The sequence below is a fragment of the Pedococcus bigeumensis genome, from assembly GCF_006438965.1.
Lineage (GTDB): Bacteria > Actinomycetota > Actinomycetes > Actinomycetales > Dermatophilaceae > Pedococcus > Pedococcus bigeumensis_A.
The window spans coordinates 146,799-160,332 of the sequence record NZ_RCZM01000002.1 but is presented as its reverse complement, the minus strand read 5'-3'; the positions used below and the strand labels follow the sequence as shown (position 1 = coordinate 160,332).

Below are 13,534 nucleotides of genomic sequence, written 5' to 3'. Positions count from 1 at the left end.
CCATTATTCGACCGCAATCCCCACCAAACGTGTGGGTATGCCGGGTCCCGCACCATCGCCGCGAAAGCTGGGATCTCGGGCGTCAGCGGGCTGAGTTCGCCCGAGAGCTGGGATCTCGATGTGGCCCCGAACGCTATGCCAGCGAGATGAGGTCGAGGTAGTCCTGGCCCCAGTGGTCCTCGACACCGTCCGGCAGCAGCAGGATCCGCTCGGGCTCGAGCGCCTCGACGGCTCCCTCGTCGTGGGTCACGAGAACGACGGCGCCCTTGTAGGTGCGCAGCGCGCCGAGGATCTCCTCGCGCGACGCAGGGTCGAGGTTGTTGGTGGGTTCGTCGAGCAGCAGCACGTTGGCGCTGGAGACCACGAGCATCGCCAGCGACAGCCGGGTCTTCTCGCCACCCGACAGCACGTTGGCGGGCTTGTCGACGTCGTCACCGCTGAACAGGAACGACCCGAGGACCTTGCGGACCTCGGTCTCGCCGAACGAGTCCGGTGCCGCCGATTTCATGTTGGACAGCACACTGCGGGAGACGTCGAGGTTCTCGTGCTCCTGGGCGTAGTAGCCGAGCTTGAGGCCGTGCCCGGGCTCGACCTGCCCGGTGTCAGGGGTGTCGACGCCCGCGAGCATCCGCAGCAGGGTCGTCTTGCCGGCACCGTTGAGGCCCAGCACGACGACGCGTGACCCGCGGTCGATGGCGAGGTCGACGTCCGTGAAGACCTCCTGGCTGCCGTAGGACCGGGACAGCCCGGACGCCCGCAGCGGGGTGCGCCCGCACGGGGCGGGATCGGGGAACCGCAGTTTGGCCACCTTGTCGGAGGTCCGCTCCCCCTCGACACCGGCCATCAGCCGCTCGGCGCGCTTGATCATGTTCTGGGCGGCGACGGCCTTGGTGGCCTTGGCGCGCATCTTCTCGGCCTGCTCCATGAGGGCCGCGGCCTTCTTCGAGGCGTTGGCGTACTCGCGCTTGCGGGCCCGCTCGTCGGTCTCGCGCTGCTGGAGGTAGGGCTTCCAGCCGACGTTGTAGAGGTCGAGCTCGCAGCGGTTGGGGTCGAGGTGGAAGACCCGGTTGACGACGTCGTTGAGCAGGCCGACGTCGTGGCTGATCACCACCAGACCGCCCTGGTACCCCTTGAGGTAGTCACGCAGCCAGGCGATCGAGTCGGCGTCGAGGTGGTTGGTGGGCTCGTCGAGCAGCAGCGTGGCGGCACCGGAGAACAGGATGCGCGACAGCTCGACGCGGCGCCGCTGGCCACCGGACAGGGTGCCGAGCGGCTGGCCGAGCACCCGCTCCTCGAGCGACAGCGCACTGGCGATGGTGGCCGCCTCGGACTCCGCGGCATACCCGCCCTGGGCGGTGAACTCACCCTCGAGGCGCGAGTAGCGGCGCATCGCCTTGTCCCGCGTCTCGTCGTCGGCGCTGGCCATCGCGCCCTCGGCCTGGCGCATCTGGGTGATGATCCGGTCGAGGCCGCGGGCGGAGAGGATCCGGTCGCGGGCCAGGACGTGCAGGTCACCGGTGCGCGGGTCCTGCGGCAGGTAGCCCACCTCGCCGGTGGACGTCACCGAACCGGCGGCCGGCTGGCCCTGCCCGGCGAGCACCTTGGTCAGGGTGGTCTTTCCCGCGCCGTTGCGGCCGACGAGCCCGACGCGGTCGCCCGCGGCGATCCGGAACGTCGCACCGTCGAGCAGGAGCCTGGACCCAGCGCGCAGCTCGATCCCACTGGCGGCAATCACGACGGAACTCCAGACATCACAGACGAGGGGTGGGGGCGCTCCGATGAGTTGCGGATGCGCGGCTCAGGGGCTGAGATCACTAGTCTAACCAGCACAGTTGTCCAACCAGACCACCTGCACCGGGCGGTCCCGCCCATACCACCGCGGAGGCCAGATGAGCTTCAACGACGATGTCAAGATCGACACCTCGCAGGTCGGCTCCGGCGGCAGCGGCGGAGGCCCCGGCGGCGCGGTGGTCGGCGGCGGCATCGGCGGCATCATCCTGCTCATCATCGCGCTGATCTTCGGCATCAACCCGAGCGACCTACCTACCACCCCCGGCGGTGGCACGAGCGACCAGGGCCAGGTCCAGCCCGGTGGCACGGTCGACGGCTCGTCCTTCTCCGAGTGCAAGACCGGGGCGGACGCCAACAAGAACGACACCTGCCGGGCGATCGCCACCGTCAACTCGGTCAACGCCTTCTGGACCACCGAGCTGACGAAGTACAAGCGCGAGTACACGCCGGCCAAGGCGATCCTCTACGACGGCTCCACGCAGTCGGCCTGCGGGACGGCCAGCAACCAGGTCGGCCCGTTCTACTGCCCGTTGGACAAGCAGGTCTACCTCGACGTCAGCTTCTTCGACATCCTGTCGTCCCAGTTCGGGTCGAGCACCGGCGCGCTCGCCCAGGAGTACGTCGTCGCGCACGAGTACGGCCACCACGTCCAGGACATCCTCGGCCTGCTCGACCGTGCGCAGCAGGACCCGAAGGGTGAGCAGAGCGGTGGGGTGCGGGTGGAGCTGATGGCCGACTGCCTGGCCGGTGTGTGGGCCAACCACGCCTCGACCACCAAGGTGCAGAGCACCAACGGTGGCACCACGACGGCCCTCAAACCGCTGACCGACAAGGACATCAAGGACGCGCTCTCCGCGGCGTCGTCCGTCGGTGACGACTCCATCCAGGAGAAGACCCAGGGCCGGGCCAACCCGGACACCTGGACGCACGGGTCCTCGGCGGCCCGGCAGAAGTGGTTCACCACCGGCTACAAGTCCGGCGACCTCAACCAGTGCGACACCTTCAGCGTCGCGACCGTCGAGTAGGCCGCTCAGTCGTCGGATCCACCCGGGTGCGCCTTGTCCAGCTCCTGCAGGAGCCGGTGCGCCGCCAGCTCGACGTCCTTGTGCCGCCACTCCGCGGCGCGGTAGACGCAGGCGATGAGACCGCTGCGGTGGACCTTGGTGAAGTCGCCGTAGGCGAAGGCGTGCCGCGCCTTGGTCTCGTCGTTGGCGCCCTCGGTGAGCCCGAGGAACCACTGGGGGTACTCCTCCCACCCGTGATCCTCGAGGAACGCGTTCTCGCTGTCCGCGTCGGGCTGCACGGCGCCCCATTCGCTGTCGAGCACGACCTTGCCGGCCCTGATCAGGTCGCGACAGTGCCGCACTGCTGCTCGGTTGACCTTGTACTTCGCCATGCCGCCCATCATGCGACAGGTCAGTCCTCGATGGTCACCCGAACTGCTCGACCCCGCTTGAGGGCCTCCTCGAGGACTGCACGCCTCGGGTCCGGCAGGTCGTAGAGCTCGCGACGCGGCAGCGCGTCGAGGTGGGCCAGCCGCGGGTCGTCGAGGACGGCGCGGACCAGGGCCTTGTCGCCACCGGCGACCAGACCATGAGGTATGCCGCGCGGCAGGATCCGCAGCGTGTGCTCCACGACTGCGCGCACCAGCTCGTCGGCCTGGTTGCCGCGGCGCCGGGCGAACCGCTGCTGGGACCAGCCGCCGGCGGCCGTGCGCGACAGCACGTGCCGCTTGCCGACCTTGGACTCGGTGAACGCGGCCCCGCGGGCCAGCCCCACGGCATACCCGCCGCGGCGGATGAGCAGCACACCCAACGGGTCGTGGGGAAACTCCTCACGCCCCGTGACCCGCTGCGGCGCCTGGGAGTCGGCGTTGTTGGCGGCGAACCGCTCCAGCCACCCGGGCAGGCGTTCGGGTGAGACCTCGACGACGCGCAGCCGCGGACCGTCCGGCCCGGGAGTCCCCTGCTGGTGGGGGCCCTGCTTGCGAGAACTCAGAGGTTGAAGCCGAGGGCGCGCAGCTGCTCGCGGCCGTCATCGGTGATCTTGTCGGGGCCCCACGGCGGCATCCACACCCAGTTGACGCGGTAGGACGCGACGAGGCCCTCGAGGGCCTGCTGGGTCTGGTCCTCGATGACGTCGGTCAGCGGGCAGGCCGCGGAGGTGAGCGTCATGTCGAGGACGGCGTGCTTCTGCGCATCGACGGTGATGCCGTAGACCAGGCCGAGGTCGACGACGTTGATCCCGAGCTCGGGGTCGACGACGTCGCGCATGGCCTCTTCGACGTCCGCGACGTTGGGGGTGGCTGTGGTCGTCTCACTCATGACTTGTCCTTGCTGGTTGTGTCGATGCCTGCCTGGTGCAACGCGTCGGTGAAGGCCATCCATCCCAGCAGAGCACACTTCACCCGCGCTGGGTACTTGCTCACGCCTGCAAAGGCGACGCCGTCACCGATGACGTCCTCGTCACCGGGGTCGGCGCCCTTCGAGGTCAGCATGCTGCGCATTGCCTCATGGGTCGTCATCGCCTCGGCGACGGTGTGCCCGATGACCTCGTCGGCCAGCACGCTCGTGGACGCGGTGGAGATGGAACAGCCGAGCGCGTCGTAGGAGATGTCCTTGACTACAGCATCGGCGCCGCTGCCCTCCACGTGGACGCGCAACGTCACCTCGTCGCCACAGGTGGGGTTGACGTGGTGCACCTCGGCGCCGAACGGCTCGCGCAGGCCGGCGTGGAGGGGGCGCTTGGAGTGCTCGAGGATGAGCTCCTGGTAGAGGTCCATCAGCTGGCCACCCCGAAGATCTCGGGGACGCGGTCAAGGGCGTCCAGCATGGTGTCGACCTCGGCGGGCGTGTTGTAGGCCGCGAGGGTGGCCCGCGTCGTGGCGGTCACGCCCATCCGGCGGTGCAGCGGCCAGGCGCAGTGGTGGCCCACCCGGACGGCGACGCCCTGGTCGTCGAGCACCTGCCCGACGTCGTGGGCGTGCACGCCCTGCACGTCGAAGGCGACCGCGCCGACGCGGTCGACCGCTTCAGCAGGACCGACGATGCGGACCCACGGCCGCTGGGCCAGACCGGCCAGCAGCCGCTCGGTGAGCGCGTGCTCGTGGGCGGCGATGCGATCGAGACCGAGCTCGTCGAGGTAGTCGATGGCGGCACCGAGTCCGACGGCCTGCGCCGAGTTCGGCGAGCCGGCCTCGAACCGCTGCGGCGGCGGCGCGTAGGTCGTCGCCTCCATGCGCACGGTCTCGATCATCGAGCCGCCTGTGATGAACGGCGGCATGGCGTGCAGCAGCTCGTTGCGGCCCCACAGCACGCCGACACCGGTCGGCCCGAACATCTTGTGGCCGGAGAAGGCGGCGAAGTCGACGCCCAGGTCCGTCACGTCGAGCGCGAGGTGCGGCGCCGACTGGCAGGCGTCGAGCACGGTCACGGCACCGACGGCCCGGGCGGCGGCGGCGAGCTCGCGGACCGGGTTGACGGTGCCGAGCACGTTGGAGACGTGGGTGAACGCGAAGACCTTGGTGCGTTCGGTGAGCAGCTCGCCGAGCGCCGGGCCGTGCACGCCGTCGACGTCGAGGCGACCCTCGTCGGTGACGCCGACCCAGCGGAGCGTGGCCCCGGTGCGCCGGGCGAGCTCCTGCCACGGCACGAGGTTGGCGTGGTGCTCCATCTCGGTGATGAGGATCTCGTCACCCTCACCGAGGTCGAGCCGCGGGTCCTTCGGCTGTCCTGCAACGGAGTTCGAAAAGGCATAGGCCACCAGGTTGAGCGACTCGGTGGCGTTCTTGGTGAACACCACCTCCTCGTCCGCTCCCCCGACAAACCGCGCAGCCTTCGCCCGCGCGCCTTCGTAGGCGTCGGTGGCTTCCTCGCTCAGCTGGTGCGCACCGCGGTGCACGGCACTGTTGACCTGCTCGCTGAAGGCACGCTCGACGTCGAGCGCACCGGCATACCGCTGCGAAGTGGCACCGGAGTCGAGGTAGACCAGCGGCTTCCCGTCGCGGACGGTGCGCGACAGGATCGGGAAACCGGCCCGGATGCGGGCCAGCTCCCCGTCGCTGAAGGTCGTTGCACTCATCGGGTATACCGCGTGGCTGGGTCGGGCGCTCAGGCCTGGGTGGCGAGGTAGCGGTCGTAGCCCTCGGCCTCGAGGCGGTCGGCCAGCTCCGGGCCACCCTCCTCGACGATCTTGCCGTCGACGAAGACGTGCACGAAGTCGGGCTTGATGTAGCGCAGGATCCGCGTGTAGTGCGTGATCAGCAGGACGCCGACCTCGCTGCTGTCCTTGGCGCGGTTGACGCCCTCGGAGACGACGCGCAGGGCGTCGACGTCCAGGCCGGAGTCGGTCTCGTCGAGGATCGCGATCTTCGGCTTGAGCAGCTCCATCTGGAGGATCTCGTGGCGCTTCTTCTCGCCACCGGAGAAGCCCTCGTTGACGTTGCGCTCGGCGAAGGTCGGGTCCATCCGCAGCGCCTCCATGGCGCCCTTCATGTCCTTGACCCAGTGGCGCAGCTTGGGAGCCTGGCCGTCGATGGCGGTCTTGGCGGTGCGCAGGAAGTTGCTGACCGTGACACCGGGGACCTCGACGGGGTACTGCATCGCGAGGAAGAGGCCCGCCCGGGCGCGCTCGTCGACCTTCATCGCCAGTACGTCCTCACCGTCGAGGGTGACGGTGCCGCCGGTGACGGTGTACTTGGGGTGACCCGCGATCGAGTAGGCCAGTGTGGACTTGCCCGAACCGTTGGGGCCCATGATCGCGTGCGTCTCGCCGGACTTCACGGTGAGGTCGACCCCGCGCAGGATCTCCTTGGTGCCGTCCTCGACGTCAACGGTGACGGTCAGGCCACGAATCTCAAGTGTTGCCATGGTTACTCGTTCCTCAATGTCTGTTCGGAAGTTCAGCTGTTCGGAATGTTGTCGTTCGAACGTCAGGCGTTCAGTGGGGTCGTGCCGACGTAGACGTCGCCGTCCTCGACCTTGACCGGGTAGACGTCGATGGGTGCCGTGGCCGGCGGACCGGACGGCTCGCCGGTGCGCACGTCGAAGCGCGAGCCGTGCAGCCAGCACTCGAGCGTGGTGCCTTCGAGCTCACCTTCGGAGAGCGAGACGTTGGCGTGGCTGCAGGTGTCGTCGACCGCGTAGAGGTCGCCCTCGCGGGTGCGCACGATGGCCACGACGTGTCCGAAGATGTCGGCGGCCGCCGCGCCCACAGCGGGCAGCTCGTCGACCCGGCAGACGCGCACGAAGTCGACGTCGTCGGTCACGGTCTCGGGGACGGCGCTCACGCGACGTCCTCGATCGCCCCGATGCCGGGGACCGCGCCGAGCTCGGCGTCGATGACCTCCATCAGGTGGTCCGAGACCTCAGGCACGCCGATCCGGGCGACGATGCTGGCGAAGAAGCCGCGCACCACCAACCGGCGGGCGACGTCCTCGGGGATGCCGCGGGCCTGCAGGTAGAACAGCTGCTCGTCGTCGAAGCGGCCCGTCGCCGACGCGTGGCCGGCCCCGACGATCTCGCCGGTCTCGATCTCGAGGTTCGGGATCGAGTCGGCGCGGCCACCCTCGGTGAGCACCAGGTTGCGGTTGAGCTCGTAGGTGTCGGTGCCCTCGGCGCTGGCGCGGATGAGCACGTCACCCACCCAGACCGTGTGGGCGGTGTCGCCCTGGAGGGCGCCCTTGTACTCGACGTTGGAGTGGCAGTGCGGCGCCTCGTGGTCGACGAACAGCCGGTGCTCCTGGTGCTGACCGGCGTCGGCGAAGTAGACGCCGAGGCCCTCGAAGGACCCGCCGGGACCCGAGTAGCGGGCGTTCGTCGAGACCCGGACGACCTTGCCGCCGAGGGTCACGGCGATGTGGCGCAACCGTGCGTCGCGACCGATGAGGGCGTCGTTCTGGGTGACGTGGTGGGCGTCGTCGTCCCACTCCTGCACCGTGACGAAGGTGAGCTCGGCGCCGTCGCCGACCTTGATCTCGACGTTGGCGGCACACTCGGCCGAGCCGCGGTGCGTGAGCACGACGGTGGCTTTGCTGTGGTGCCCCGCGTCGATGACCAGGTGGCCGTTGACCCGGGCCAGGTCGGTCGCGGTGATGGTGATCCGCACCGGCTCGGCGAGCTCGGCCTCGGCCGGGATGCTCACCAGCGTGGCCTTGGCCTCGCCGGCCCACGCGACCGCGGCGACGCGGTCAGCGGGCACCAGCACGCCGGCAGCCTTGGGGTCCACCAGCGAGGTGGTCACCTCGGCCGGGGCCTGGATGTCGACGGTGACCTTGTCGGTCTGGGTCGGCGCGACGTGGAAGAGCGCGGACAACCGGTCCACCGGGGTGAACCGCCACGCCTCCTCTCGGCCACCGGGGACGGCGAAGTCGTCCACGGCATACGAGGTCTTGCGCTCGGCCCGCGACTGGTCGGGGACGAAGGCGGCGGCGGAGTCCGAATGGGACCCTGCCGGCGCCTCGGGGTTCTTCTGGGCCAGCAGGCTCAACCTACGGCTCCTTCCATCTGAAGCTCGATCAGGCGGTTGAGCTCGAGGGCGTACTCCATGGGCAGCTCACGCGCGATGGGCTCGACGAACCCGCGCACGATCATGGCCATGGCCTCTTCCTCGGTCATCCCGCGGGACATGAGGTAGAACATCTGGTCCTCGGACACCTTGGAGACGGTGGCCTCGTGGCCCATCGTCACGTCGTCCTCGCGGATGTCGACGTAGGGGTAGGTGTCGGAGCGGCTGATCGTGTCGACCAGCAGGGCGTCGCAGACCACGCTCGAGCGGGAGCCGTGGGCGCCCTCGAGGATCTGCACGAGTCCGCGGTAGGACGTGCGCCCGCCGCCGCGTGCCACCGACTTGGAGACGATGGTCGAGGAGGTGTTGGGAGCGGCGTGCACCATCTTGGCGCCGGCGTCCTGGTGCTGGCCCTCGCCAGCGAAGGCGATGGACAGCGTCTCGCCCCTGGCGTGCTCGCCGAGGAGGAAGACGGCCGGGTACTTCATGGTGACCTTGGAGCCGATGTTGCCGTCGATCCACTCCATCGTCGCGCCCTCGGCAGCGGTCGCCCGCTTGGTGACGAGGTTGTAGACGTTGTTGGACCAGTTCTGGATGGTCGTGTAGCGAACGCGGGCGTTCTTCTTCACGATGATCTCGACGACCGCGGAGTGCAGCGAGTCCGACTTGTAGATCGGCGCGGTGCAGCCCTCGACGTAGTGCACGTAGGAGCCCTCGTCAGCGATGATCAGGGTGCGCTCGAACTGGCCCATGTTCTCGGTGTTGATCCGGAAGTAGGCCTGCAGCGGGATGTCCACGTGGACGCCCGGCGGGATGTAGATGAACGAGCCACCCGACCAGACGGCCGTGTTGAGCGCGGCGAACTTGTTGTCACCGGCGGGGATGACGCTCGCGAAGTACTCGCGGAACAGGTCCTCGTGCTCGCGCAGGCCCGTGTCGGTGTCGACGAAGATGACACCCTTCTCCTCCAGGTCCTCGCGGATCTGGTGGTAGACGACCTCGGACTCGTACTGGGCGGCCACACCGGAGACCAGCCGCTGCTTCTCCGCCTCGGGGATGCCGAGCCGGTCATAGGTGTTCTTGATGTCCTCGGGGAGCTCGTCCCACGTGGTGGCCTGCTTCTCGGTGGACTTCACGAAGTACTTGATGTTCTGGAAGTCGATGCCGGTGAGGTCGGAGCCCCAGTTGGGCATCGGCTTCTTGCCGAACAGGCGCAGCGACTTCAGGCGCAGGTCGAGCATCCACTGCGGCTCGTTCTTGCGCGTGGAGATGTCGCGCACGACGTCCTCGTTGAGGCCACGCTTGGCGGTCGCGCCAGCGGAGTCGCTGTCGGACCAGCCGTACTCGTAGCGGCCCAGGTCCTTCAGACCGGGGTTGCGCTCCTCGATGTTGGTGCTCATCGCGTGGACCCTTCTGTTGGTGAAACAGCAGTGGTGGTGACAGGGGTGGTGGTGACAGAGGTGGGGGTGGTGCTGGGTGCAGCGCTCGCACCGGCAACGGTGCTGGTGGGGATGCCAGTGCTGGTCGGAACAAAGGTCGTGCACACGTGGTCGCCGTGGGCGAGGGTCGCCAGGCGCTGCACGTGCACCCCGAGCAGGCGCGAGAACGCATCTGTCTCAGCGTCACAGAACTGCGGAAATTCCCGAGCCGCGTGCTGGACGGGGCAGTGCCCCTGACAGAGCTGTATGCCGGTGAACGGGCTCGTGGAGCCCGGCTCACCCACCGGGCGGGCCGAGGCGGCGAAGCCGTCCCGCGTCAGGGCGCCGACCAGGGCGTCAACACGAGCGGCGGTGCCGGTGCCGGCGGCAGCCAGCTCCGCGGCATACCGGCCCTCGAGCTCGGCGACGCGGGACTCGGCGAACCGGCGCACGGCGCCCTCGCCGGACTCCTGCGAGATGAACCGCAGGGCCTCGGTGGCGAGGTGGTCGTAGTCGGACTCGAGGCCCTGGTGGCCAGCGTCGCTGAGCACGAACGAGCGTGCCGGACGGCCGCGGCCGCGGACACTGGAGGCCACCTCGTGCGCGGCGATGAGGCCGGCGTCCTCGAGGTTCTCCAGGTGACGGCGCACGGCGGGGGCAGTAAGGCCGAGGTCCAGGGCCAGCGTCGCGGCCGTGATCGGGCCCCGCTCGCTGATCACCTGGAGGATCCGGTCGCGGGTGCGCGACTCAAGGGCCGCGGGGGCCACCTGAGTCGTCGCAGACGCTGCCGGGATATTCACAACGTCGATGTTACGTAAATACCCCGCACCGTGGAAAGCAAGGTGAGCCTAACCACGATGACCGGCCCGTCGAGCGTCAGCTGAGCAGGCCGCGCTCTCGGGCCACGGCCACCGCCTCGCCGCGACCGGTCACCCCGAGCTTGGCGATGATGTTGGACACGTGCACGCTGGCCGTCTTGGCGCTGATGAACAGCTGGGTGCCGATCTGCCGGTTGCTGCGGCCGAGGGCGACCAGGGCGAGGATCTCCGCCTCGCGGGTGGTCAGCGACTCCCCCTGCCGGGACGCTGCCCTGGGGGTGGAGCGGACTCCCCCGCCGAGCCGGATCTCGGCCCGCAGCGGCTCGGCGCCGAGCCGCTGGGCGACCTCGAGCGCGGCCTTGAGCTCGTCCGAGCCCCGCGGGTCGCCGGTCGACTTGAGGATCATGCCGAGGCGGGCCCGCGATCGGGCCGTCTCGTAGGGGTGGCCGTAGGCGTCGAACGCGTCGACTGCGGCCTGCCATGCCTCGACGAGCGGCGCGGGGTCGACGTCCGCTCCGCCGAGCCACTCGAGGCGAAGGCCTTCGGCCTTGGCCCGCGCCCGCCAGGCGGTCGACTCGGGCCCGTCGTTGCCGGGCCGGGAGGTGGCGCGGTCCCAGACCTGCCCCGCGGACTCGACGAGCTCGGGACCGCGCGCCAGGAGCGCGGCTCGCTCGGACGTCGGGACCCGCTGGATGTGGCTGCCCAGCTGCCCGAGCAGCAGCGCATCGAGGCGCAGCTGCCCCTGGAACAGGGGGTACCAGATCCGGTTCAGCGCATCGACGACCTCGTCGTGCACCTTGATCGCGGACGCGAGGTCGTCGGCGTGGCCGTAGAGGTCGATGGCCGCGCTGCCGACCAGCAGCGGCACGAGCCCCTCCTGCTCCCACCACGGTCGCGACACCTCGAGTCCCACCACCGCGGAGAAGTCGCCCTGGGCTGCGGCGACGTACATGCTGGCGCCCATCAGCAGGGACCGGGCCGGCTCGGGCGGAACCTCTCGGGTGACGTCGAGGATTTCCAGGGCCTCTGGCCATCGGCCACGCTCGTAGGCGGCGATCCCGGCGAGCAGCCTCCCGTCGAAGGCGTAGGGAGCCCACGGTCGACCTGCGCCACGGGCGCGCTCGACACCGCGCCGATAGACGTCGACCGCCTCGTCGAGCCGGCCGGCACGGTGGTGCAGCCAGCCGAGGTGGTGGTAGGCCCGGACCTCGGCCGGGTCACCCGGGTTACGGGATGCGGCGATGATCCGCTCCAGGGTCGCTCGAGAGGTCTCCGGATCGCCGGCGCGTTCGAGGATGCGCGCCTCGACCACCCGGACCTCGTCAGCCACGTCGTGGAGTCCGGCGGCCTCGGCCGCCGCGACCGACTCGTCGACAGCAGCGATGGCCTCGCCGTCGCGGCCCCGGTCGGCGAGTGCCTGCACCTTGGCCGCGAGCAACCGGGCCCGGATCTGGGGGTGGTCGCCCTCGGCGCCGTCCAGCAGCCCGAGACCCTCCTTGGTCGCCGCGAGCGTGTCGAGGGTGCTCTCGGTGATCCGGGCGGTCGTCGCCAGGGCGGCCAACAGCTCGGCCCGACCAGCAGGGGCGGCGCCTGCCGCACGCCGGGCCAGGCGGTCCTCGAGCAGCTCGAGGGCCTTGAGGACGCGACCGACGGCAGTGGCGGCCGTGGCGGCGCGGAGGGTGACCGCGTCGACGTCGGGGTCGGTCTCGGGCATCAGGGCCAGGGCATTCTTGAAGTGCCGGAAGGCCTCTTCGGGACCGGCCATCCGCATGGCGGAGTCACCGGCCTTCACGCTGGCCTCACGGGCCTGCTCGCGCTGCCCCGCAGACGTCGCGTGGCGGGCCAGCTCGGCCCAGGTGCCGAGCGAGCGGTCGTCAGCCAGCGCCGCGGCATACCTCTCGTGGGCGCGCACCCGCTCCCCCGGCAGCAGGTCGTCGTAGACCGTCTCGCCCAGCAGCGCGTGTCGGAAGGCGTAGCCGCCGCTGTCGGTGGGGACCAGCACGTGGTGCTCGACGGCGTCACGCAGGCCGGCGTCGAGCTCGGCCTCGCCGAGACCGGCCACCGCCGCCAGCAGGCGGTGCGACACGTGGCGACCGGCCGCGGAGGCGACCCTGACGACGTGCTGCCCCGACGTGTCGAGCTGGTCGAAGCGCACCAGCAGGAGGCGGGACAGGTCCTCGGCCAGGCCGGAACCGCCGAGGGCGGTCGCGGCCACCAGCTCCTCGGCGAAGAACGCGTTGCCCTCGGCCCGCTCGACCACCTGGCGGACCTGCGCCTCGGGGAGCGGCTGGGTCTGCAGCCCGCGGACCAGCTGGCGCACGGCGCCGTCGGCGAGGGGGGTGAGGTCGAGGCGCTCGACCTCGGCCAGCCGGGACCAGTGGGCGAGGGTGGTCCGCAGCGGGTGGCGGCGGTGCAGGTCGTCGCTGCGGTAGGACGCGAGGATGCTCACCCGGCGCGAGAAGCCGCGGGTGAACAGGAGGGTCAGCAGGTCGCGGGAGGACTGGTCGGCCCAGTGGACGTCCTCGACCACGAGCAGGATCGGCGACTCGGAGGCCAAGTCGTCCAGCGCTGCATGGACGGCCTCGACGAGGTCACCGCGGTCGACCACCGCGTCGGCGGGGTCGTCGGGGTTGGGTTCGGCGCGACGCGACGGCACGAGGCGCGACAGCCCTGGGTGGGCCTTCAGGACGCGGTCGAGGACCTCTGGCGAGGTGCTCTCGAGACGTCCGAGGACCTCGATGAACGGGAGGTAGGGCAGCGACTGACCAGCCTCACCCAGGCAGTGCCCGACCAGGACGGTCCAGTCCTGCGCCCGGGCCCGGGCCGCGACCTCGGACAGGATGCGGGTCTTGCCGATGCCCGCGTCGCCAGAGAGCAGCACCATGCCGGTGCCTGCCGCCCCGTCGATGCCCAGGAGGTCGGCGAGGCGAGCTGCCTCGTCGTCACGCCCGACGAACAACCCGGCTGCCGAACGCTCGAAACCCACGGCACCGATTATGTCGG

General features: G+C 70.1%; 13 protein-coding genes. 1 reads left to right on the top strand and 12 read right to left on the bottom strand.

All coding sequences use genetic code 11. From position 1 onward, the window contains the following. Positions 1-133 precede the first annotated feature (133 nt). Entirely contained in the window at positions 134-1,735 is a 1,602-nt protein-coding gene (locus EAH86_RS05635) for an ABC-F family ATP-binding cassette domain-containing protein (RefSeq protein WP_140737675.1), read from the bottom strand. A gap of 154 nt (positions 1,736-1,889) precedes the next feature. On the opposite strand from EAH86_RS05635, the gene ypfJ reads away from it, so the two are divergent. Next, the gene (ypfJ, locus tag EAH86_RS05630) at positions 1,890-2,816 is read left to right on the top strand and encodes a KPN_02809 family neutral zinc metallopeptidase (protein ID WP_140737674.1); all 927 of its coding nucleotides are present in this window, start codon (positions 1,890-1,892) and stop codon (positions 2,814-2,816) included. Positions 2,817-2,821: 5 nt separating this feature from the next. Here ypfJ and EAH86_RS05625 read toward each other — a convergent pair whose 3' ends face one another. The 11 genes from EAH86_RS05625 to EAH86_RS05575 all read right to left on the bottom strand — a co-directional run bounded on the left by EAH86_RS05625 (position 2,822) and on the right by EAH86_RS05575 (position 13,517). After that, positions 2,822-3,187, bottom strand: coding sequence for a hypothetical protein (locus EAH86_RS05625; RefSeq protein WP_140737673.1), 366 nt, complete (start codon positions 3,185-3,187; stop codon positions 2,822-2,824). A 20-nt stretch (positions 3,188-3,207) separates the two neighbouring features. Continuing rightward, the gene (locus tag EAH86_RS05620) at positions 3,208-3,606 is read right to left on the bottom strand and encodes an acVLRF1 family peptidyl-tRNA hydrolase (RefSeq protein WP_277752320.1); all 399 of its coding nucleotides are present in this window, start codon (positions 3,604-3,606) and stop codon (positions 3,208-3,210) included. A 179-nt stretch (positions 3,607-3,785) separates the two neighbouring features. After that, positions 3,786-4,115: a metal-sulfur cluster assembly factor gene (locus EAH86_RS05615; protein ID WP_140737671.1), complete on the bottom strand. Its 330-nt coding sequence runs from the start codon at positions 4,113-4,115 to the stop codon at positions 3,786-3,788. Then, a complete protein-coding gene (gene sufU / locus EAH86_RS05610; RefSeq protein ID WP_140737670.1) occupies positions 4,112-4,573 on the bottom strand; it encodes a Fe-S cluster assembly sulfur transfer protein SufU in 462 nt (153 codons plus the stop codon). Before sufU ends, EAH86_RS05615 begins: the two co-directional genes overlap by 4 nt. Beyond that, entirely contained in the window at positions 4,573-5,871 is a 1,299-nt protein-coding gene (locus tag EAH86_RS05605) for a SufS family cysteine desulfurase (RefSeq protein ID WP_140737669.1), read from the bottom strand. The genes sufU and EAH86_RS05605 overlap by 1 nt, the downstream gene beginning before the upstream one ends. 29 nt (positions 5,872-5,900) lie before the next feature. Then, complete coding sequence (gene sufC, locus EAH86_RS05600; RefSeq protein ID WP_140737668.1) at positions 5,901-6,659, bottom strand: Fe-S cluster assembly ATPase SufC; 759 nt, start codon at positions 6,657-6,659, stop codon at positions 5,901-5,903. A gap of 62 nt (positions 6,660-6,721) precedes the next feature. Beyond that, positions 6,722-7,078, bottom strand: a complete 357-nt coding sequence (locus EAH86_RS05595; RefSeq protein ID WP_241668220.1) for a non-heme iron oxygenase ferredoxin subunit — start codon at positions 7,076-7,078, stop codon at positions 6,722-6,724. Beyond that, positions 7,075-8,277: a Fe-S cluster assembly protein SufD gene (gene sufD, locus EAH86_RS05590; RefSeq protein WP_140737667.1), complete on the bottom strand. Its 1,203-nt coding sequence runs from the start codon at positions 8,275-8,277 to the stop codon at positions 7,075-7,077. The genes EAH86_RS05595 and sufD overlap by 4 nt, the downstream gene beginning before the upstream one ends. Next, positions 8,274-9,695, bottom strand: coding sequence for a Fe-S cluster assembly protein SufB (sufB, locus tag EAH86_RS05585; RefSeq protein ID WP_140737666.1), 1,422 nt, complete (start codon positions 9,693-9,695; stop codon positions 8,274-8,276). Before sufB ends, sufD begins: the two co-directional genes overlap by 4 nt. After that, positions 9,692-10,513, bottom strand: coding sequence for a helix-turn-helix transcriptional regulator (locus EAH86_RS05580; protein WP_241668219.1), 822 nt, complete (start codon positions 10,511-10,513; stop codon positions 9,692-9,694). The genes sufB and EAH86_RS05580 overlap by 4 nt, the downstream gene beginning before the upstream one ends. Positions 10,514-10,589: 76 nt before the next feature. Beyond that, a complete protein-coding gene (locus EAH86_RS05575) occupies positions 10,590-13,517 on the bottom strand; it encodes a helix-turn-helix transcriptional regulator (protein WP_161988574.1) in 2,928 nt (975 codons plus the stop codon). Between the last annotated feature and the right edge of the window lie 17 nt (positions 13,518-13,534).